General features: G+C 73.3%; 16 protein-coding genes. 12 read left to right on the top strand and 4 right to left on the bottom strand.

Annotation, left to right across the window (positions count from 1 at the left end; genetic code table 11):
• Positions 1 to 3 precede the first annotated feature (3 nt).
• The 4 genes from ACIO9J_RS17915 to ACIO9J_RS17900 are packed head-to-tail and all read left to right on the top strand — an operon-like array spanning position 4 to position 2,548.
• Positions 4 to 912: a hypothetical protein gene (locus ACIO9J_RS17915; RefSeq protein ID WP_402001062.1), complete on the top strand. Its 909-nt coding sequence runs from the start codon at positions 4 to 6 to the stop codon at positions 910 to 912.
• Entirely contained in the window at positions 909 to 1,148 is a 240-nt protein-coding gene (locus tag ACIO9J_RS17910) for a Trm112 family protein (protein WP_401999743.1), read from the top strand. The genes ACIO9J_RS17915 and ACIO9J_RS17910 overlap by 4 nt, the downstream gene beginning before the upstream one ends.
• A gap of 10 nt (positions 1,149 to 1,158) precedes the next feature.
• Complete coding sequence (locus ACIO9J_RS17905) at positions 1,159 to 1,962, top strand: FkbM family methyltransferase (protein ID WP_401999740.1); 804 nt, start codon at positions 1,159 to 1,161, stop codon at positions 1,960 to 1,962.
• A complete protein-coding gene (locus tag ACIO9J_RS17900; RefSeq protein ID WP_401999737.1) occupies positions 1,943 to 2,548 on the top strand; it encodes a hypothetical protein in 606 nt (201 codons plus the stop codon). Before ACIO9J_RS17905 ends, ACIO9J_RS17900 begins: the two co-directional genes overlap by 20 nt.
• A gap of 77 nt (positions 2,549 to 2,625) precedes the next feature.
• Here ACIO9J_RS17900 and ACIO9J_RS17895 read toward each other — a convergent pair whose 3' ends face one another.
• Positions 2,626 to 2,922 (bottom strand): hypothetical protein, encoded by a 297-nt coding sequence (locus tag ACIO9J_RS17895; RefSeq protein ID WP_401999734.1) that lies wholly within the window; start codon positions 2,920 to 2,922, stop codon positions 2,626 to 2,628.
• 157 nt (positions 2,923 to 3,079) lie between these two features.
• Here ACIO9J_RS17895 and ACIO9J_RS17890 point away from each other — a divergent pair, with 157 nt between their 5' ends.
• From ACIO9J_RS17890 to ACIO9J_RS17870, 5 genes are all read left to right on the top strand, one after another.
• Positions 3,080 to 3,367, top strand: coding sequence for a S1 RNA-binding domain-containing protein (locus ACIO9J_RS17890; protein WP_401999732.1), 288 nt, complete (start codon positions 3,080 to 3,082; stop codon positions 3,365 to 3,367).
• Between the two features lie 64 nt (positions 3,368 to 3,431).
• A complete protein-coding gene (locus tag ACIO9J_RS17885; RefSeq protein ID WP_401999729.1) occupies positions 3,432 to 4,337 on the top strand; it encodes a LysR family transcriptional regulator in 906 nt (301 codons plus the stop codon).
• A gap of 134 nt (positions 4,338 to 4,471) precedes the next feature.
• A complete protein-coding gene (locus ACIO9J_RS17880) occupies positions 4,472 to 5,041 on the top strand; it encodes a cysteine dioxygenase (protein ID WP_401999726.1) in 570 nt (189 codons plus the stop codon).
• Entirely contained in the window at positions 5,041 to 6,144 is a 1,104-nt protein-coding gene (locus ACIO9J_RS17875; RefSeq protein ID WP_401999724.1) for a YeiH family protein, read from the top strand. Before ACIO9J_RS17880 ends, ACIO9J_RS17875 begins: the two co-directional genes overlap by 1 nt.
• A gap of 65 nt (positions 6,145 to 6,209) precedes the next feature.
• Positions 6,210 to 7,328, top strand: coding sequence for an epoxide hydrolase family protein (locus ACIO9J_RS17870; RefSeq protein WP_401999721.1), 1,119 nt, complete (start codon positions 6,210 to 6,212; stop codon positions 7,326 to 7,328).
• A gap of 382 nt (positions 7,329 to 7,710) precedes the next feature.
• On the opposite strand, the gene ACIO9J_RS17865 is transcribed toward ACIO9J_RS17870, so the two are convergent.
• Together ACIO9J_RS17865 and ACIO9J_RS17860 are read right to left on the bottom strand one after the other, a co-directional pair.
• Positions 7,711 to 8,955: an acyltransferase family protein gene (locus ACIO9J_RS17865; protein WP_401999718.1), complete on the bottom strand. Its 1,245-nt coding sequence runs from the start codon at positions 8,953 to 8,955 to the stop codon at positions 7,711 to 7,713.
• Complete coding sequence (locus tag ACIO9J_RS17860; protein WP_401999715.1) at positions 8,952 to 11,354, bottom strand: glycosyltransferase; 2,403 nt, start codon at positions 11,352 to 11,354, stop codon at positions 8,952 to 8,954. The genes ACIO9J_RS17865 and ACIO9J_RS17860 overlap by 4 nt, the downstream gene beginning before the upstream one ends.
• A gap of 226 nt (positions 11,355 to 11,580) precedes the next feature.
• Between ACIO9J_RS17860 and ACIO9J_RS17855 the strand changes: the two genes are divergently transcribed.
• Positions 11,581 to 13,047, top strand: a complete 1,467-nt coding sequence (locus ACIO9J_RS17855; protein WP_401999712.1) for an acyl-CoA synthetase — start codon at positions 11,581 to 11,583, stop codon at positions 13,045 to 13,047.
• Positions 13,048 to 13,155: 108 nt separating this feature from the next.
• Here the strand turns inward: ACIO9J_RS17855 and ACIO9J_RS17850 are convergent, their stop codons facing one another.
• Positions 13,156 to 16,947, bottom strand: a complete 3,792-nt coding sequence (locus ACIO9J_RS17850; protein ID WP_401999709.1) for a S8 family serine peptidase — start codon at positions 16,945 to 16,947, stop codon at positions 13,156 to 13,158.
• Positions 16,948 to 17,535: 588 nt separating this feature from the next.
• On the opposite strand from ACIO9J_RS17850, the gene ACIO9J_RS17845 reads away from it, so the two are divergent.
• Together ACIO9J_RS17845 and ACIO9J_RS17840 are read left to right on the top strand one after the other, a co-directional pair.
• Positions 17,536 to 18,573 carry a rod shape-determining protein gene (locus tag ACIO9J_RS17845; protein ID WP_098242335.1) on the top strand — a complete coding sequence of 346 codons (1,038 nt, stop codon included), beginning with the start codon at positions 17,536 to 17,538 and terminating at the stop codon, positions 18,571 to 18,573.
• 47 nt (positions 18,574 to 18,620) lie between these two features.
• Positions 18,621 to 20,747 carry a GAF domain-containing protein gene (locus ACIO9J_RS17840; RefSeq protein ID WP_401999706.1) on the top strand — a complete coding sequence of 709 codons (2,127 nt, stop codon included), beginning with the start codon at positions 18,621 to 18,623 and terminating at the stop codon, positions 20,745 to 20,747.
• The last annotated feature ends 67 nt before the right edge of the window (positions 20,748 to 20,814 follow it).

The raw sequence follows: 20,814 nt of genomic DNA, 5'->3' as shown, positions 1-20,814 counted from the left end.
GGTGTGGCCGCGGCGCTGCTCGCGAACGTGCTCTACAGCACCGGATTCGTCCTGGAGAAGCGGGCGTTGACGGCGATGCCGTCGGTGAGCGTGCGCAATCCGGCCCGGCTGCTGCGCCAGGTGCTCGGCAGCCCGCTGTGGATCGGCGGCTCCCTCGCGCTCGCCGCGGGCTTCGGCGCCCAGCTCGCGGTCTACCGCACGCTGCCGATCGCCGCGGCGCAGGGCATCTTCGTCTCGGGCCTCGTGCTGCTCCTGCTGCTCTCCTCGGTGCTGCTCGGCGAGCAGACGTCGGGCCGCGAACGGTACGCGGTCGGGGCGATCCTGCTGGCGCTCCTGATGGTGGTCCTCTCGCTGAGCGAGAACTCCGACACGGTCGGGCACGGCGCGCCCGTGCCGCTGGTCCTCACGGTGTGCCTGCCGTCGCTCGCGGCGGGCGTCTGGCTGTACGGCTCGGCGGAGCGCCGCTCCAAGCACCGGCACCGGCAGCCGACGGCGGGCGTCGAGTACGGGGTCGCGGTGGGCCTGCTGTACGGCGTGAGTTCGCTGGCCATCAAGGGCGTGTCCAGCTATCTGACGACGGAGGGCATCGGCGGCGCGCTGCTTGATCTGCTGCGCTCCCCGTACCCGTATCTGCTCCTGTTCACCGGCGCGTTCGGCCTGGTCATGTCGCAGGCGGCGCTCCAGCGCTGCCGGGCCTCGCTCATCGTCCCGGTGTGCACGACGGTTACTTCGCTGTTCACGGCGGTACTCGGGACGCTGGCGTTCGGCGAGGCGCTGCCGCACGAGCCGGTGCGGCTCGCGCTGCGGATCGCGGGCACGGTCCTCGCGGTCTGCGTGCTCCTCGCCATGCCGAAGCACGACGGCACGGCTCCCCGACCCACGCCCCCCACCAAGGAGTTGACGAGCGGATGAACCCCGACGACCCGCTGCTGAAGATCCTGGCCTGCCCACTGGACAAGGGCCCGCTGCACCTGCTGAGCCCGGCCGATCCGCTCGGCGCCGAGCCGGTCCTCGAAGAGGCCCTGTACAACCCCCGGCTGCGGCGCCGCTATCCGATCGTCGACGGGGTCCCGCAGCTCCTGCCGTCCTCCGGCGAGCAGGTCCCCGAGGACGAGCACGAGCGGCTGCTCAAACGGATCTCACCGTGACGGGGGCCCCATGACCTTCGCCGCGCGCGTCGCGCCCTACGTCCCCGACCGTCTCGTCGCTGCCCTGGCCCGGCTCGTCTATCCGCGCTTCGAACCGGAGCTGGCCCGTCTCGCCGACCTCTGCCCGCCGGACTGCGGCACCGCCGTGGACGTCGGCGGCTGGTACGGCCCCTGGTCGGCGCGGCTCGCCGCGCGCGCGGAACGGGTGGTGGCCGTGGAGCCCGTGCCGCACCTGGCGCGCCTCCTGGACGCCAGTACGCCGGGCAACGTGCGCGTGGTCAGCGGCGCGGCGACGGACCGGCCGGGCACCGCCCGGCTCTGGCTGCCGCGGGGCGACCGCGGGGAACGGGGGGTCTCCTCCCTGGTCCGCCGCGACATCCACGCCACCGCCGTCGACGTGCCGTGCGTGACCCTCGACGGGCTCGGCCTGCGCGACGTCCACTTCGTCAAGATCGACGTGGACGGCAACGAGCTGCCGGTGCTGCGCGGCGCGCGGGAGCTGATCGACCGCGACCGCCCGGCGATCTTCATCGAGCTGGAGTCCCGGATCCAGCCGATCCAGCCGATCGTGGAGCTCCTGACCGGCCACCACGGCTACCGGGGCTGGGTCCTCCCGCACGACACCTGGCTGCCGCTCGCCGCCTTCGACCTGGAGGCGCACCAGCGGGACACCTCCTACGTCGTGTCGCAAGGGCTGCTGCGCCGGGTGCTCACGCCGAGACGCCCGCGGTACGTCAACTCGGTGCTCTTCCTTCCCGAAGGCCGCCGCCCGGGAGCGGGCGCGGTGCGCGACGATGGGGCACATGTCCGCTAGCCCCGCCGCGTCCCCCGGTCCCTTCACCCCGCTGGACTTCCAGCTGGTCCTGCTGCGCCGCATGGCCGACCACAACCCGGACCTCGTGGAGAGCGCACGGCACGAACTGGGCGTCTCCATCGCCGAGATGCGCGAGGCCAACCGGCGCTGGCAGGCGATGACCAGATCGGCCAGGTCCCGGGGCGCGGCCGCCCGCTACCGCTCGGTGCTCGGCGCCCCGGAGTCGACCGCCCGCAGGCCGATCGGCGATCTGGAGTGCGAGGCGCTGCTCTGGCCGGTGCCGCTCTGGCCCGGCCTGCGCTTCGAGGTGCTGCTCGCGCCGAACGGCGCGGTGTGGAACGAGTGGCTGGTGCGGGCTCCGGGGGCGGCGGGCCCGGTCCTGCGCACGCTCGACGACCTGACGCCGTGGTCGTGCACGGTCGACGAGGCGGCCCGCGCTTTCGCGCCCGCGCGGCCCATGGAGGGGACGGCGCCGACGCGCTGGCGGCTGGCGTTCAGCGCGCCGGACGCGGGGGGTGAACGGCGGCGCTGCGTCGCGGAGTTCACGTGGGGGCTGCTCCAGCGGACGGAGTTGCCCGACGCGTGAGGCGGCGGCACCGCGCCGCACCGCCCGCCCCGGCGCCAAGGCCGGGCGGTGCGCCGGGTGCGTCCGCTCGGAGAATCTCAGAGGACGAAGACGCTCTGCGCGGTCTCCGTGTGGTACGTCTCGCCCGGGTACACGAGCCATTCGACCTGGCCGGTGCAGCCCGGTCCCGTGTGGACCTCGGCGATGGCGTCGGTGTGGTTGGTCACCGCGGACGGGAACCGGTCCACGGGGTAGCAGCCGCTCGGGTCCTCGTACGCCGCGCCGTTGACGACCAGGACCCCCTGGGCCGCGTACGCCGAACTCGGCACGGACAGTGCCAGTGCCGCGGCCGCAGCGAGTGCCCCGAGCGCCGTGGTCATGCGTCGTCGCCTCATGCGTGTACCCCTCCACCACGTGGACCGCTCCCGCCGCGATCCACTTGAGTGACCAAAAGTAGCGGATCAGACACGTCCCGTAACCGGCGCACGGGAGCGGACTCCGCCCCGCCCCGCACGCCGCACGCCGCACCCCGTCCGTGGCACCCTTGCCCGCATGACCGCCCCCGCGCCGCACGGCATCGGCCCCGAACCCGCCCTGGGCGGGCTGTGGCGGGGGCGGATCTGCAAGGGCACGGTCACGGCGATCGCGCCGTTCGGGGCCTTCGTGACGGTCAACGGCACCAAGGGCCTGCTGCGGCTGCCGGAGATCGCCCGGGAGCACATCGACCACCCGTCGGACGTCCTGCGCGTGGGCGACGAGGTCACCACCGAGGTCCTGATGGTCGACCTGGCCCGCGCCCAGCTGATCCTCTCCCGCAAGGCCCTCCTGCCGGACCCGTGACGGCCACCTCAAACCCGAACCCCGGCCTTGTTCGGCCCTTCCAACATCTGCTTATGATTCAGCGGTGTTCGATTCACGGCACATCAAGACGTTTCACGAAGTGGTCCGGGCCGGGTCGTACTCGGCGGCCGCCCGCTCGCTCGGCTATACGCAGCCGGCGATCACCCAGCAGATGAAGGCGCTCGAACGGTCCGTGGGGACCCCGCTGTTCACGCGGGTCGGGCGCAGCATGCGGCTCACCGAGGCCGGTGAGGCGCTGTCGCGGCACGCGGGGATCATCCTCGCCGACATCTCCACCGCGCAGCAGCAGATGAACGCGATCACCCGGCTGCGTTCGGGCCGGGTGCGGCTCTGTGCGTTCCCCAGCGCCAACGCCACCCTCATCCCCGAGGCGCTCGCCGCCCTCGCCGCCGGGCATCCGGGGGTGCGCGTGGAGCTCCTGGAGGACGAGCCGCCGGAGTCGCTGCGGCGCGTGGTGCGCGGCGAGTGCGACGTGACACTCGCCTTCACCTATCCCGGCCTGCGCGAAGAGGTGCCGGACGAGCTGGTGGAGATCCCGCTCATGGAGGACCAGCTGACGGTCCTGATGCCGACCGGGCACCCGATGGCCAGACGGCGTTCGGTCAAGCTCGCCGAGCTGGCGCAGGAGCGGTGGATCGCGGGCTGCCCGCGCTGCCGCGCCAACTTCCTGCACGAGTGCGCCGAACTCGGCTTCGCGCCCGACATCGCGTTCACCACCGACGACAACCTGGTGGTGCAGAGCCTGGTCGCCGAGGGGCTCGGCGTGGCGATGATGCCGGGGCTCGTCCTGAACTTCCTCTGCCACCGGAAGGTGACGGGCCGCGCCCTCGACCCGGCGTCCCGGCGGCAGGTGTCGGCGTACGTCCTCAAGGACCATCTGCGCATTCCGGCCACCGCGCTCGTCGTCGACGTACTGAAGACCGTGGCGGCCAACCGCGTCGGCTGCTGAACGGGGGAAGGGCCGCGGGCGCCCGTCCGCCTCGCCCCCGGGCCCACCCTTGGACCCATCCATAAGCAGAAGTTTCAGTACGGCGAAAGAACTGTCGTTGGACGTGATGGACGAGGCGGCACGACGCTGCCTGTATGACCACTACGACCGCGTACCGGGCCGCCCGGACCACCGCACGCCTGGACTCCCTCGTCGCCGACGTGCGCGAGGCCGTGGGACGCGGCCTGCCGCCCGACCTGACCGCGTACCTGGTCGGCGAGCGCCTGGCGCCGCACCTCGGCGCCGCCGATCTGCTCACGGACGAGCAGTGCGAGGGCGACCCCGAGTGTTACCGCCAGCACGTGCTGCACGCCGAGCAGGACGGCAGCTTCTCCATCGTGGCGCTGGTCTGGCTGCCGGGGCAGCGCACCTCCATCCACGACCACGTGTCGTGGTGCGTCACGGGAGTGCACGAGGGCGAGGAGCACGAGCGCCGCTACCGGCTCGTGCCCGCGGAGGAGAGCGGCGGCCCCGCCCGGCTGCTCGCCACCGAGGACGTGGTCAACCCGCAGGGCGCGGTCTGCGGCTTCGCGCCGCCCGGCGACATCCACCGGGTGTGGAACGCGTGCGGCTCGCGGGCGATATCCCTGCACATCTACGGCGCGGACATAGCCCGCCTCGGCAGCAGCGTGCGCCGGGTGTACGAGCTCCCGGCCGACCGGTAATGGCGCTGCTCGGAGAGCGCGCCAAGTCCCGTACGGGGAGCGTCACTTCCTCCCTCGTACGGCCCACGGGCAAGCCGGGCAAGGCGCCGGGACTGCTCCTCGCCGCGCTCGGCGTCGCGCTGGCCTGGGGCGTGCACCTGCTGCTCCCCGGCGTGCCGATGCTCACGGCCGCGGTGGTCCTCGGCATCGTCGCGGCCCATCTCCCGGGCCGGGCGCGGACGTTCGTGCGCGGCACCGGCAAGCCGGGCCTGACGTTCGCGGGCAAGCGCCTGATGCGCGTCGGCATCGTGCTGCTCGGCCTGAAGCTCAGCCTGGACGACGTGCTCGGCCTCGGCTGGGCGTCGGTCGCGATGGTGCTGTGCGTGGTGGCCGTGACCTTCTTCGGCACCTGGTGGCTCGGCCGCCGCATGGGCCTGCCGGGCGACCAGCCGCTGCTCATCGCCACCGGCTACTCGATCTGCGGCGCGTCCGCGATCGGCGCGGTCAGCGAGGTCTCGGAGAGCGACGAGCGGGACACCGCGACCTCGGTGGCCCTGGTGACGCTCTGCGGCACCCTCGCCATCGCCGTACTCCCGCTGCTCCAGCACCCGTTGGGGCTCACCGACGCCGAGTTCGGGCGCTGGGTGGGGGCGAGCGTGCACGACGTGGGGCAGGTCGTGGCGACCGCGCAGACCGCGGGCGCCGGCGCGCTCGGCGACGCGGTCCTGGTCAAGCTGATGCGCGTCGCGCTGCTCGCGCCGCTCGTCGCCGCGGTGGCCCTCTCGGTGCGGGCCCGTTCGCGGCACACGGCCGCCGTCGGGACCGCCGGGGCCACGGGGGACGCGCCCGCCAGAGCGGCCAAGCGCCCGCCGCTCGTGCCGCTCTTCGTCGCCGGTTTCCTCGCCATGGTGGCCCTGCGCACCACGGGCCTGCTGCCCGACGGCGCCATCGACGCGGCCCAGACGGCGCAGGAACTCCTGCTCGCCGCCGCCCTGTTCGGGCTGGGCAGCGCGGTGGACCTGCCGTCCCTGACCCGCACCGGCGGGCGCGTCGCGGCGCTCGGGCTCTGCTCGTGGGGCGTGATCGCCGGGATCTCGTACGTGGGCGTGGTCCTGACGTACTGAGCCTCTTCGACATCGGGAGCCCTTGCGGACAGAAGTCGTCCGCAAGGGCTCCTACCGTGTGGGGCATGGAGACGAACACGGGCATCCACCCCTTCCGCATCGACGTCCCGCAGGCCGAGCTCGACGACCTGAACGACCGCGTCACCCGCACCCGCTGGGCCCCCGAGACACCCGGCCAGGGCTGGACCCGGGGCACTCCCGTCGACTACCTCAAGGAGCTCGCCGCGTACTGGGCCGACGGCTACGACTGGCGCGCGTGGGAGGCACGACTGAACGCGCATCCGCAGTTCACCACCGAGATCGACGGCCAGAACATCCACTTCCTGCACGTCCGCTCCGACCGCCCCGACGCCCTGCCGCTGCTCCTCACGCACGGCTGGCCCGGCTCGGTCGTGGAGTTCCTGGACCTGATCGGACCGCTCTCCCGCGACTTCCACCTGGTGATCCCCTCGCTGCCCGGCTTCGGCTTCTCGGGACCGCTGGGCGAGAGCGGCTGGAACACCCGTCGCATCGCCCGCGCCTGGGCCGAGCTGATGCGCAGGCTCGGCTACGGAAGGTACGGCGCGCAGGGCGGCGACATCGGCAGCGGTGTCACGCGCGAGCTCGGCGTCGTGGACCCGGAGCACGTCGTCGCCCTCCACGTGAACGGCGGCACCACCTACCCCAGCGCCGCCGAGGACGACCCCTCGCTCACCGACCGCGAACGCGCCAGGGTGCGGCGCATGAACGAGTTCATGAGCGAGGCGGGCGGCTACATCGCGATCCAGTCGACCAGGCCGCAGACCCTCGCGTACGGCCTCAGCGACTCACCCGTCGGCCAACTCGCCTGGATCGTGGACAAGTTCAGGGACATGACGAACCTGGAGAAGGAGCTTCCCGACGAGGCGGTGGACCGCGACGCGCTGCTCACGAACGTCACGATCTACTGGCTGACCAACACCGCGGCCTCCTCCGCCGCCGTCTACTACGAGGAGGCGGCGAGCTGGGGCGAGCAGGAGCCGTCGTCCGTACCGCTCGGCGTCGCGCAGTTCACCGTGCAGGACATCGCGCTGCGCCGCGACGAGGAGAAGGCCAACAACGTGGTGCGCTGGCGCGACTACGACAGGGGCGGGCACTTCGCGGCCCTGGAGGCCCCCGACCTGCTCCTCACGGAGATCAGGGAGTTCTTCGCGGAGTACCGGTAAGGACACCGGCAACGGAAGCCGTCACGGATCGGCCACGGAGCGGCGATCCGAACAACGGATGGGAACGACTGGGCAGTTGTTCCCTGGAACAGGTGATCGTTCCGTCAGGGATTGCGCGGGGCCCCTGCGATTGACGATGCTTACGTTGCGCAAGCGACGGGCTGCAGACCGTAACCGCGCACCCGGTCCATGTCCCATACAGGGCCGGGGAGTTGGTCCCGAAAGTCCCACACGGAAGCACCAAGGAGAAGCGCCACCATGAACCTCATCACCGACGTCCTCGCCGGCCTCGTCCACTTCGTCGGCTGGCTGGTCTGACGTCACCCGTAGTCCGCAGCGGCGCCGCCTCTCCCCGTCCCACGGAGAGGCGGCGCCGCCGCGTTCAGCGGGTGGCGGCGACGGCGTCCGGACGGGCCGGGGCGCCGGTGGCGGCCGTGACGGCCGGGTAGAAGTCCCGGGCCGCTCCCCCGCCGTCCTTCGCCCTGCCGAGCAGGCTCGCCGGGTACTCCACGAGCCAGTAGCTCGCCGCGCCGACGGCCAGCGCCACCAGCACCACGACGAGCACCGCGAGCGGGAAACCGGCCTGCGCGGCGGGCAGCAGCCCCGCGGCGTCGAGCTCCAGCATCACCGGCTCGTGCCAGATGTAGAGGCTGTAGCTGATCAGCCCCACGGCGGTGACCCAGCGGGCCCGCAACAGGCCGTGCCAGCGCACCCGTTCGCGCTCGCGCCGCCGGACGTGCAGCGTCGCGTACAGCAGCACGGCCCAGAGCAGCGCGGCCAGCGGGTGGTAGAAGGTGTGCGCGAAGTTCTCCGGTGCGGAGAGGTACGACAGGGCGTACAGGCCGCCGAACGCCGCGACGGACAGCGCGGTGGCAGTGCGTGCGCCGATCCTGCCCCGCTCGTCGCCCAGCGCGGTGAGCAGCACGGCGAGCGCCATGCCCGCGGCGAATCCGCCGAAGCGGGCCTGCGGGCCGAAGTACACCGGCCAGTCGGTGTGCGGAACGCGCAGCACGTAGTGCGCGTACGCGATCCAGCCCGCGGGCAGCGCGAAGAGCGCCGCACAGCCCGACGCACACAGCGCCACCCGCGCCCCACGGGTGGCCCGCCGCCGGCAGGCGCGCACGGCGAGCGGTCCGAGCACCACCAGGGTGAGGTAGAAGGCGACTTCCAGGGACAGGGACCAGGAGGGGCCGAGCGTGTAGAAGATCCGCTCCCGGTCGAAGACGTGCGTGAACGTGAGGTGTTCGAGCAGGTCGCGCCAGTCACCGGGCAGCGTCGGATTGCGCGTCGACCAGACGACGAGGACCGCGAGGAAGTACAGCGGCAGGATCCGCACGGCCCGCCGGAAGAGGAACACCCGGCCCGGCCTGACCGCGCCCTCCTTGCCGTCGATCGCGGCCCGCGCGTACGACAGCGTGAGCAGGTACGCGGACATCACGAAGAAGAGGTCGATCACTTCGAGCGAGACCAGCGCCCCGAGGTAGGGGTCGTCGACGGGTGCGTGGGCGCCCCCGGCGTCGTACCGGTAGTACTGCTGCCACACGTGGAAGACGACCGTGCTGAGCGCGGCGAGACCGCGCAGGCCCTGGAGTTCGAGCGCCCGGCCGCGCGGGGCGGGCGAGGTCACGAGCCGCCCCCGGCCCCGGCCCCGACGGGACCGGCCGCCGCGGCGGCCCGCGGCGTCACCCGCCACTGCCGGTCGCCGAGCACCTCCTTGAGGTGCGCGGCCCGCGCCACCATGTTCTTGAAGTGCGTGTAGAAGAACGTCGACACGAGCAGGTAGCGCCAGAACCAGCCCTTGTGGAGCCGGAGTTCGGGCACGGCGAGCCGCCAGGCGAAGGCCGCCTGTACCAGTCCGGCCGAGAGGGTGACCGCCGCCGCGATCAGGCAGACCGGCACCGCCCAGTCGAGCCGGTCCGCGCCGCCCGCGCGCCAGGCGGCGTGCAGCAGGATGGGCAGGATCTGCAGGGTCAGCCACGGCTGGACCTCGCGCCAGCCGAGCAGCACGAAGAGCCCGGCCTTCTGGCGCCGGGTGAAAACGGGCGAACGCAGGCCGCGCCAGAGGTGTTCGAGGGAGACCTGGAGCCAGCCCTGCGCCCACCGCGAACGCTGGTTCCAGAGCGGCCGCAGCAGGGTGGGGGCCAGCTCGCGCGAGATGAGGGTGCGGTCCATGGCGATGCGGGCGCCCTCGTTCAGGGCGCGCATCGTGGAGTCGATGTCCTCGGTGAGCATCGAGCCGTGCATCCGGGTGCGGGCGAGCAGGTCGGTGCGCCAGAAGCCGTTGGAACCGCCGAAGACCCCGAAGCCGTACAGCCGCGTACGGCCGGGGTGGCTGACCGCGTAGATCGCCTCGAACTCGACGGCCACCAGGCGCGCCACCCAGGAGCTCTCGCCGTTGCGTATGACGCAGTGGCCCTGCACGACGTCGTAGCCGTTGGACAGCCAGTCCCAGGCGTGCCGGAAGGCGTCGGGGGCCGGATGGTGGTCGGCGTCGAAGATCCCGACGAACTCGCCGCGCACCCGCGTCACGGCCGCGTTGAGGTTCTGCGCCTTGGAGGTGCTGCCCGGCACGGGCAGGAGCACCAGGCGCGGGTCGCGGCGCGCGATGTCCCGCAGGGTGTCCTCCACGGGCAGCGGGTGCGGGGTGTTGTACGCGAGGACGATCTCCAGCTCGTTCGGGTAGTCCAGGCGCAGGAACGACTCGACGGTGTCGACGATCGTCGCCGCCTCGTTCGGCAGATACGCGGCGATGACCGCGCTGGCCGCCGGGTACGGCTGCGCGGCGGCCTCGGGGCGCTGTTCCGCGTCGAGCGAGAAGAGGCATTCGAGCAGGATGAGCAGCGCGGAGGTGACCAGGCCCGCGACCACGACCCAGTACGCGGCCGCCGCCACGTCCCAGCCCATCGCGTACGCCTGCCGGTAGAGCAGGAACGGCACGCCCACGCCGAGCGCGAGCATCAGGACCGGCGAGAGCAGCGGCGTGAGCGCGGCGAGCAGGGCGCGCGGTCCCGGCCTGGTGCGGCGGTGGCCGTGCGGGGCGGCCGCGCGCATCCACGGCTCGTAGCGCACCGGGCGCAGATCGCGGTGGCGCAGGGCCTCCTCGGCTGCGTCCCGGGCCTGTTCTGCGGCGCGCGCGCCCGCCGTCCCGCCGGTGCGGGCGGAGAGGGAGGTCCAGCCGACGGCCGGGGTGAGCCGGACGTTCTCGTCGGCGACGACGAACCGCGTTCCCGCTACGGCCGCCGCGAACTCCCGCAGACCCGCGGCCGCCGTCTCCTCGTCGACGCCCGGCATCAGGACCAGGAGGCGGCCCTCCTCGTCCCAGCCGAGCCGGTCGCACACGCTGCCGAGCCGCTCCCCGACCTGGGCGAGCCGCTCGGCGACCTCGCGGCGCACGCGCGGCCCGAGCCTGGTCTCCAGGGCCGCCATCTCGGCGACGCGGACGACGGCGAGCACACCGCCGCGCCGGGCCGCCGCGGGCCGCTGGAGTTCACGGTCGAGCTCGGCCATGAAGTGCGGGGCGGAGTACAGGCCGGTGCGCGGGTCGAGGAGCAACTGGTCGAAGGGGACGGGGACCCGGTGCAGTTTGGCCGCTATCCGGGCGGACAGCTCGACCGGGTCGGACGCCTCGGGCACGCAGTCGTCGGCGCCGTGCCGCAGCAGTTCGGCGACCGTGGCGGGCGCCTCGGCCGCGGTGACCATGAGCAGCGGGAGCGCCTGCCCCGCCGGGTCGGCGCGGACCTCGCTGATGACGTCGGTGCCCTGCCGCCGCCCGTCGGGACCGTCGTCGAGGGCGACGATGGCGTCGGGCGTGGCCTGCCTGACCTGGCGGCGCACGTCGCCGGGCACGGCGTGCGTCACCTCGTGGCCGGTCAGCCGGAGGGTGCGGGTGAGCAGTTCCCTGCTGGGACCCGGGGGTCCGACCGCGAGCACATGGGGGTGGCCCGGCGGCGCGGGATCGGAGGTGGTGGACTGGTGCGGTATGAACACCTGTCGGCGGGCGTCGGAACGCCGCAGAACGTCGGACATGAAGGTGGTCCCATCCTGTTCGGATCGTGGGGGGAGGACCGGACTACTGATCGCTGATGTACTCGTACTCGGGCAATCGGCCACATCAGCCTCAGCGATCACTGTGACACCGCACCTTCAACGGCGTAACGCTCTCATTACGCGCCGGTGCAGAGACTGCACCGACCGTGCACGGACCGTTCGGACAACGCACCGACGACGAAAAGAACTTGAGGAGTACGACAACGTGGACCCCCTCTTCCCGGCCCTGACCACCGCACGCGGCGAGGCCCTGCGGTTCGGCGAGCGCTCCCTGACCTACGCCGAACTGGGCACCGTCGCGGGTGCGTTGGCGCACCGGCTGCGCGACGCGGGACGGGTGGCCGTGTGGGCGACCCCCTCCCTGGAGACCGCCGTCGGCGTGGTCGCCGCGCTGCTCGCCGGGGTGCCCGCCGTGCCGCTCAACCCGAAGTCGGGCGACTCGGAACTGGCGCACATCCTCGGCGACAGCGCGCCGTCGCTCGTCCTGGCCGAGCCGGGCGTCCCCCTGCCGTCGGCGCTCGCGGAGCTGCCGCGGCACGACGTCGAGGTGCGGGTGGACGCGGCGGCCGCGGACGCCCCGGGCGGCCTGCCCGCCGAGCCGGACCCCGAGACGCCCGCCCTGATCGTCTACACCTCGGGCACCACGGGCCCGCCCAAGGGCGTGGTCCTGCCGCGCCGCGCGATCACCTCGACCCTGGACGCCCTTGAGGACGCCTGGCAGTGGACCGGCGACGACGTCCTCGTGCACGGACTGCCGCTCTTCCACGTGCACGGCCTGATCCTCGGCATCCTCGGCCCGCTGCGCCGGGGCGGCTCCGTACGCCACCTCGGCCGCTTCAGCACCGAGGGCGTGGCGCGCGAACTCGGCTCGGGCGCGACCATGCTCTTCGGCGTACCGACCATGCACCACCGCATCGCCGAAGCACTGCCGGATTCCCCGGAGTTGGCGAAGGCACTGGCGGGCGCCCGGCTCCTGGTGTCCGGCTCGGCCGCGCTCCCGGTGCACGACCACGAGCGGATCACGGACGCCACGGGACGCCATGTCGTCGAGCGGTACGGCATGACGGAGACCCTCATGAACACCAGCGTCCGCGCCGACGGCGAGCCGCGCGCGGGCACGGTCGGCGTCCCGCTGCCCGGCGTGGAACTGCGCCTGGTCGACGAGACGGACACGGAGCTCACGGACGCGGGCCCCGAGGCGGTCGGCGAGATCCAGGTGCGCGGCCCCAACCTCTTCACCGAGTACCTGAACCGCCCCGACGCGACCGAGGCGGCCTTCGCGGCGGGCGGCTGGTTCCGCACCGGCGACATGGCGGTCCGCGACCCCGACGGCTACGTCCGCATCGTCGGCCGCAAGGCCACCGACCTCATCAAGAGCGGCGGCTACAAGATCGGCGCGGGCGAGATCGAGAACGCGCTCCTGGAGCACGCGGGCGTACGGGAGGCGGCGGTCACCGGCGAGCCGGACCCGGACCTGGGCGAGCGGATCGTGGCATGGATCGTCCCCAAGGACCCTGAAGTCCGCCCGTCCACCGCGGAGTTGGCCTCACACGTGGCAGCACGCCTGGCACCGCACAAGCGGCCGCGGGTGGTGCGGTACCTGGAGGCGCTGCCGCGGAACGACATGGGCAAGATCATGAAGCGGTCGCTGGACGCGGGCTCTTCGAGCTGAGAGGTATCAGCCCCTCCGGCAGAAGTATTCAGCCCCTCCGGCGTTTGAGGAGCGGGGTCCGGGGCGGAGCCCCGCGTCACCGACAGACGCGAGGCTCCGCCCGGAGGGCTACCTCACCCCGACGGCCCGGATGATCTCCTGAGAGACCGACCCCCCACGGGAATCCGTCGCAGACGCCCGCAAGGACACGGACGCGGCGTCACCGGGAACCTTCAACTTCCCACCCCAGGACGCCTTCTTGCCGTCCCGGTCCAGGGAGACGGCCTTCCAGGACTTCCCCTCGTCGTACGAGACGGACAACTGACCGCCCCCCACGACCCCCGTGCCCACCGCCTTCTCGACGTACTCGGCGAAGATCCCGACCCGCACGGTCCGCCCGCCCCGCACCTCGCCGGAGAGGTCCGTGTCCACGTCGAACCCGAGGTTCAGCAAGGGGAGATACGTCTTCTTGTCGGCCGCCGTCTCCTTCGACCGGAAGGTCCACTCGGCGTGCCCCTTCGTGCCGAGGACCCACCGCTCCCGGTCGAGGGCCGTGTCGGTCACGACCTTGTAGGTGTGCTCGGCCGGGTCCGCGTCCCAGACGTACACCGCCGAGCTCTTGCGCCGGTCGGCGCTCACGCCGTCCACGAAGACCTCGCTGTTCTGCGTCATGGACTCCTCGTTCCACACGTCGCCGAAGCCGGTGTGGTCGGGACCCGAGTCGCCCCAGCCGGGCACGTTGAACTCCAGGTTGTTGCCGGTGCGCGTCTGGCCCCAGCCGAGTCCGGTGCCGAGCCAGGGGTGCAACACCGGCTTGAACCAGTCGAGTTCGGTGTGCTTGCCGCCCCGGTAGGCGACGAGCCCGCTGCGCTCCTCCAGGGCGCCGGGACCGGTGGACACGGACTCGTGCCAGAGCTGGCCGGTGCCCGTGGAGACGTACTCCGTGCGCTCGGTCGGGTAGTCGATCTTCTCCTGGAAGCCGATGCCGACCGGGAAGGAGTCGGTGATGGAGTACCGGAACTCGCCGCCCGGCGCGGGCTTCACCGCGTGGAACTTGCTGTCCACCACGCCCAGTTCACGCTTCGTGGGCCGGTAGGTGAGGTCCTTCGGCACGGCGCCCTTGTGGCCGTCGGACAGGTCGTACACGTACGGCGTGTTCACCGTCCCGGTGCTCTCGGCCTTGCGGCCCGCGCCCGCCGCCGCGAGCAGCCGCGCGCCGTCGGCGGCGTCGACCGTGGCGATCTGGAGCGGCCGGTCGGTGTTGTCGTCCGTGCCGAACCAGGCGTTGAGGCGGCCCGGCTGATCGTCCGTCACGAACAGCGCCTTCGCGCCCGCGTCCTGCGCGGCCTGCCCGAGCCGCGCGGGGGTGACGTCCCCCGTACGCCGCACGACGGCCGCCTTGCCGCGCACGTTCTTGCCCGCGTACGCGGCCGGGGTACCGTCACCGGCGTCCACCAGCGCCCAGCCGTGGCGCCCCTCGGCGATCGTCCCGCCGGGCTGCGCCACGGCGTTCCGCACGCCCTTCACGTCCACGAGCGGCTTGCCCAGGCGCCAGACGGTGCGGTACTCGAAGCTGCCCTCGGTGACCTTCGCGGTCGGCGCCGCGAAGATGCTGTCGTACTTCACCGGCACCTGGACGGCGCCCATCAGATCGGCGCCACCGGCCTTCCTGTCGTACTCCATGAGGAGCTGCCGGGTCTCGGTGCGCCGGTCGACCTCGGCCTTGATCTCCCGCAACTTCCGCCCGTCCAGGGTGATTTCGCGGTCCCGGTCGAGCTTGACCTGCGGGTCGGCGAGGAAGCCGAGGCCGAGGGAGTCCCTGCCCCCGGCGCCGCGCACGTCGAGGAAGGACGTGAGCGCGTACGTGCCCGGCTTCAGGCGCAGCTCCAGCGTGCCGGAGTCACCGACGGCCGCCGGGAAGGGGTCGGTGTTCTCCACCAGCTGCTGCACCACCAGGTCGGCGGCGCTCGGGGCGCCGTCGCGGTCCTTGACGTGGACGGTGAGCGTGTACCGCTCCTCCTCCTTGACCAGGCCGAACGCGGTATGCGCGACCTCCTTGCCGCCCGCGCTCGCGACCACCCGACCAGTGGTGTTCCCCACGGGCGCCTTCGCGCCGTCCCCGGTGACGGTGGTCGACGCGGTGCCGTGCGCGGGGACGGTGAGGGTGGCGTCGGCGAGCGAGACCACGCCGTCGGCGGCGCCCTGCGCGCTCAGGCTCAACTCGACTGCCTTGTCAGACGAGTTGGAGTACGTGATGGTCTTGGTGACCGGCTCGTTGTCCTCGTACGGCCAGCCGTAGAAGCCGAAGTCCGCGCTGCCGCTCGCGGTGACCTGCGCGCCGATCGCGTCCGGCACGCTGACCCGGCCCGCGCCCAGCTCGTACGCGGACGCGTCGAGCCGCTTCGAGGTGGACATCAGCGCGTCCTTGAGCTGCGCGGCCGTCCAGTCGGGGTGCTTTTCGGCCAGCAGCGCGGCCACGCCCGCGACGTGCGGGGTCGCCATCGACGTGCCGCTCATCTCGGTGTAGTACCCCTCGCCCTCGGTCAGCTGCGAGCGGGCCGCGAGGATGTCGACGCCGGGCGCCGACAGATCGGGCTTGAGCGCGTGGTCGCCGAGGCGCGGCCCCTGGCTGGTGAAGTACGCGGCCGTGTCCGCGGCGTCGACGGCACCGATGGTCAGCGCGGCGTCGGCGGCGCCGGGCGAGCCGATGGAGGTGGGCGCGCCGGTGTTGCCCGCCGCGATGACGAAGAGGGCGCCGGTCTCCTTGGTCAGGGAGTTCACGGCGGCGGCCATCGGGTCGGTGCCGTCGCTCGCCTCCTGCGAGCCGAGGCTCATCGACACGACCTTGGCGTCGATGTCCTTGGCGGCCCACTCCATGCCCGCGATGATCTCCGACTCGCTGCCGAAGCCCTCGTTGCTGAGCACCTTGCCGACGGCGAGCGTCGCGCCGGGCGCCACGCCCTTCTCCTTGTTGCCCTCGGCGGCGGCGCCGCTGCCGCCCACGGTCGAGGTGACGTGGGTGCCGTGGCCGTTGCGGTCGGCGACCTCCTCGCCCGCGATGAAGCTCTTGGTCTCGCCGACGCGGTCCTTGAGGTCGGGGTGGCCGGTGTCGACCCCCGTGTCGAGGACGGCCACCTTCACCCCCTTGCCGGTGAGCCCGGCCTGCCACGCCTCGGGGGTGCCGATCTGCTCGTTGCTCCGCGCCATGTCGGCCTCGACGCGCCCGTCGAGCCAGACCTTCCGGACGCCGAGGGCCTGACCGGCACGGGATGCCTTACCGGCAGCCGACGCCTTGCCCGTGCCCGACGCCTCACCGCCGCCCGCCGCCCGGCCGGTGCCGGAGATCTCGTCCCGCAGGGACCTCCACAGCGCCTCCGGCCGCTCCGCGCTGACGGCGGCGCCGTCCACGCTGGGCAGCGAGCGCACCTTCTCCGTGCCGCGCGGCAGCTCGCGCGCGGACCGGCCCGCGCCCTTGTCGTAGGTGACGATGAGCGGCAGCGCCGGGGCCGCTCCCCCGGCCTCGGCCCCCGTCCCGGGAGTGCCGAGGCCCTGCCGGATCAGCTCCGTCACGTCGAACAGCCGCTCGTCGAGGGTGCCGGCGCGCAGCGCGGACCGTGCCTCGTCGGGCACGACGGTGATGTGCCCGTCGGCTATCCGGCTGCGCACGGCCCCGCTCGCCCCCCGGGGCCGCTCGACCGTGACGGACTGCTTGCCGCCGGGGAGCGGGTGGACGGTGACCCGGTCGCCGGTGATCAGGGTGACGGTCTGGGCGGCACGTCCGGTACGGGTGGCCGGGGGCGCCTGCGCCGAGCCGTCGGGGACTGCGTCGGCGGTGGCGCTCTGCCCGGCAGGAAGCAGGGCGAACACGAGACCGGCGGCGGCCGCGAGCCCGGCTCTTCGCCGCGCGGGGGCTCTGGTCATGGGGCTGCCTCTCTTCGTCGGACCCGGGCGGGGGTGATGCCCGAGTGCTGCGAAGAGTGTCAGGGTCCTTTTGTCGCAGGGGAGTTGACGGGAAGTGGCGGGAAGCCGCCAGGGCACCTTCCCGCCAGCGGCCGCCGCCCGGACGCGCGCGGGCGGGACCCCGCAGGGCGTACGGAAAGACCTCACATCGGCGTACGCAAAGGCGGCACATCGGCGAGTATCCGCCTTTTCGCCACGCAGCCGTCGGGGTCCACTGGAACCGGGGGATCGGGGAGCCGTCGGTATCGGGGGTACCGGGGATATCGGAGGTATCGGGAGTTATCGGGGGGCCGTCCGTCTCGAATCCGTCTTCGGCCGCGGCCACGTCCTTCGGTTCGGCTGCGCCGCCGTCAGGGGGCCTTCCCCGCCAGGGGGTTCGTCCGCAGGCGGGGCCGGTCCGCCCCGGCTGCGACGCCTGGAAGACCACCCGTGCGGCGGCACCCCGCCCGGCTCATCCCAGCGCGCGCGCCGCCCGCGCCCCCCGCACGATGCGAGAACAGGACCGCCGTCCGACGGTCCGTACGGTCTGCGCTCTCGGGAGGATCTGCCATGACCGTCAGTCTGGAGCAGTTGCGCCGCTGCCATATCGCCGTCGACCTGGGGGCGGCGCGCACGCGCGTGTTCGTGAAGGGCGCGGGGCTCGTCGTCGACGAGCCGAGCGCCGCGGCCGTGAACACGCGGACGGGCGCGCTCATCGCGGTCGGCCAGTTCGCCGAGCAGATGACGGGCCGTACGCCCGGCTACATCCGGGTCGTCAGGCCCGTGTCCGGCGGCACGGTCGTCGACATCGAGATGGCCCAGCGGATGCTGCGCCACCTCCTCGGCGAGAAGCTCCGCCGCACCCTGCGCCGCAAGCCGCGGCTGCGCGCCGCCGCCTGCACGCCGCACGACGCGGACCCGCTCGCGCAGCGCGCCGCGGTCGAGACGATGGTCGGGCTCGGCGCGCGCCGGGTCGAACTGGTGGACACGCTCATCGCGGCGGCGGTCGGCTGCGGGCTTCCCGTGGAGCGGCCGGAGGCGACGATGATCCTGGTCTGCGGGGCCGCGACGACCCAGGTCGCGGTGCTCTCGCTCGGCTCGATCGTGACGGCCCAGCGCATTCCCGTGGGCGGCGAGGCCATCGACCACGCGATCGTGCAGCACCTGCGCCACCAGCACGAGTTGATGCTGCCCTCGCAGTCGGTACGTCCCCTCCAGCTCGCGCTCAGCGGCAACGGTCTGACCCCGCACGGGCCGGAGTCCACGGAGATCCACGGCCGTGACGTCGCGACGGGCCTGGCGCGCTCGGTCCAGGTGGACACGGCCGCCGTACGCGACGCGATCCACACCCCGCTGACGGCCGTGCTCGACGGCATCGGCAAGGTCCTTCGCGACTGCCCGCCGGATCTGGTGGCCGACCTCGCGGACCGCGGGATCATGATGGTCGGCGGCAGCGCGCTGCTTCCTGGCCTCGACCAGATGCTGCGGGACGCGACCGGAATGCCCGTACATATCGCGGAACGGCCTGATGTGTGCGCCGTCCTCGGGCTGGGTGCGATGCTGGAGGGCAAGATCCAACCGCTGGTCCTGGACCCGCTGTCCGGCTGACCGGCACCGCGCACGTGCCAGACCCCGACACGGAGTACGCAACCGAGATGCCCGAAGGAGCGGAAACACCGCTGCCGTCGATCCCCCCACTCCTCGAAGCCGTCCTCACGGTCGGCACCGACCTGGAGCTGCACGCCACGCTCCAGCACATCGTGGACAGCGCGGCCCGGCTGACCGGGGCGGGGTACGGCACGCTCACGGTCGGCGCCGCGGGCTCCGGCGGCCCGGCGGAACTGTTCGTGACCGGCGCGAGGGCGCCGGCGCGGGACGTCATCGGTGTGCCGATCCACGTCCACGACGAGGTGTTCGGCGACCTCCTGCTCGCGCACAAGGAGCGGGGCGCCTTCACCGACGACGACAGGCAGCTCCTGAAGGTGCTCGCGGGCCAGGCGGGCATCGCCATCGGCAACGCCCGCCTGTTCGAGACGGCCCGCCAGCGCGAACGCTGGATCGAGGGCGCGGCCGCGGTCACCACGGCCCTGCTCACCGGCGAGGAGGCGGCGGACGCGCTGATGACGGTGGCGGACCGGGCGCGCATCCTCGCGGGCGCGGCGGCGGGCGTGATCCTGCAGCCCACGGAGGCGGGCGGCATGACGATCGTCGCGGCGGCCACGGACGGCGCGCCGCACGGCTGGGGCACGAGATCCTGGCGGGGCGCCCGACCACAGAAGCCCCTCGCCCCCACCGAACGGCCCGAGTCCCCCGGCCCCGAAGCCGGAACACCCGCCGCCGCTGCCCCGTCGGAGCCTCTCGACGGGTACGCGGCCCCTGCCGGTCCGTCCCGGACCCGGGACGGTGCGGAGACACCACGGGCCGCCCGCCCCGAGGGCCCGCTCGCCGGGGCTCACCCCGACGACACCCTCCGAGCCAGGCCCACCAGCGACCCGCCCCAAAGCCCGGACGACACGCGGACACCACAGGCCGCCCACCCCGAGGACCCTCTCGCCGGGACTCAGCCGGGCGGCACACCCCGAGCCGTGCCCACCTACGACCCGCCCCAGACCCGGGACGACGCGGGCGCGCGGCGGGACGCCCGGGGTGCGGATGCCCCCGGCGCGGCCCACCGAGAAGCCCCCCGGCCCACCGGCACGGCCCGGCAGGACGACCTCGCCCGGAGCGGGACCACCGGGCCCGCCGGCACTCCCGGCACCGACCAGCCCAAGCGCGCCCCCGCCGGCACGGCCCGGCAGGACGCCCCCGCCCCGAGCGGGCCCCCCGGCACCCCTCGCACCGCCCAGCCCGAGCCCACCCCCGCCAACCCTGCCCCCGAGACAGCCGGCGCCCCCACCCGGGGCGCCACCACCGCAGGGAACCCCCTGGCCACCAGCCCCAACGACCTCATCGGCACCACCATCGAACCCGGCAGCGCGGTCCTGGAGCAGTTGCTCGGCGGGGAGCCCGTGTTCATCGAGGATTCGGCGACCGATCCGCGCATGACCACGCACGTGCGCGCCCGGTTCGGGCCGAGCATGATGCTGCCGTTGCGGGCCGGCGGACGGCTCATCGGGACGCTCGCGCTGCCCCGGCGGCGCGGCGCGCCCGCCTACACCGCCGCCGAACGCCTGCTCGCCACCCAGTTCGCCTCGCAGGCCGCCCTCGCCCTGGTCCTCGCGGACGCCCAGCAGAGCCGACAGCGCCTCGCCGTCTTCGAGGACCGCGACCGCATCGCGCGGGACCTGCACGACCTGGTCGTACAGCGCCTCTTCGCCACCGGCATGATGCTGGAGTCGACCCGCCGCAGGGCCCGTTCGGCCACGGTCGAGTCCACGCTCGACCACGCCGTGGACGAGCTGGAGTCGACCATCCAGGAAGTGCGTACGGCCATCTTCGCGCTCCAGCAGCCGCCCGCCGACGCCCCGACCACCTTCCGCGGCAAGGTCCTGCGCGAGACGGCGGGCGCGGCCGCGGTGCTCGGCATCCAGCCGTCGACGCAGTTCGCGGGGGCCGTCGACACGCAGGTCACGGAGCCGGTGGCGGGCCACCTCCTGGCGGCCCTGCGCCGCGCCCTGGCCACCACGTCGCGCCGCACCGGCGTCGGCCGCGTCGACGTCACGGTCGACGCGCGGGCGACGCTGCCGGACGGCAGGACGGGCGTACGCCTGACGGTGTACGACGACGGCGCCACGGACGGCGTGGAGGCGGGCACGACGGTGACCTGGCAGGCCCCTCTGTAGCCGGACGGCACGCGCCACGCCGACCCGCGCCGCCCCTCGACCCTCTACACACCGGTCCTCTGGGCGC

Origin of the sequence: Streptomyces sp. NPDC087300, from assembly GCF_044744425.1 — a bacterium.
In the GTDB taxonomy this organism is placed as follows: Bacteria; Actinomycetota; Actinomycetes; order Streptomycetales; family Streptomycetaceae; genus Streptomyces.
The sequence above is the reverse complement of the archived record's forward strand: the minus strand, read 5'-3'. Positions and strand labels throughout refer to the sequence as shown.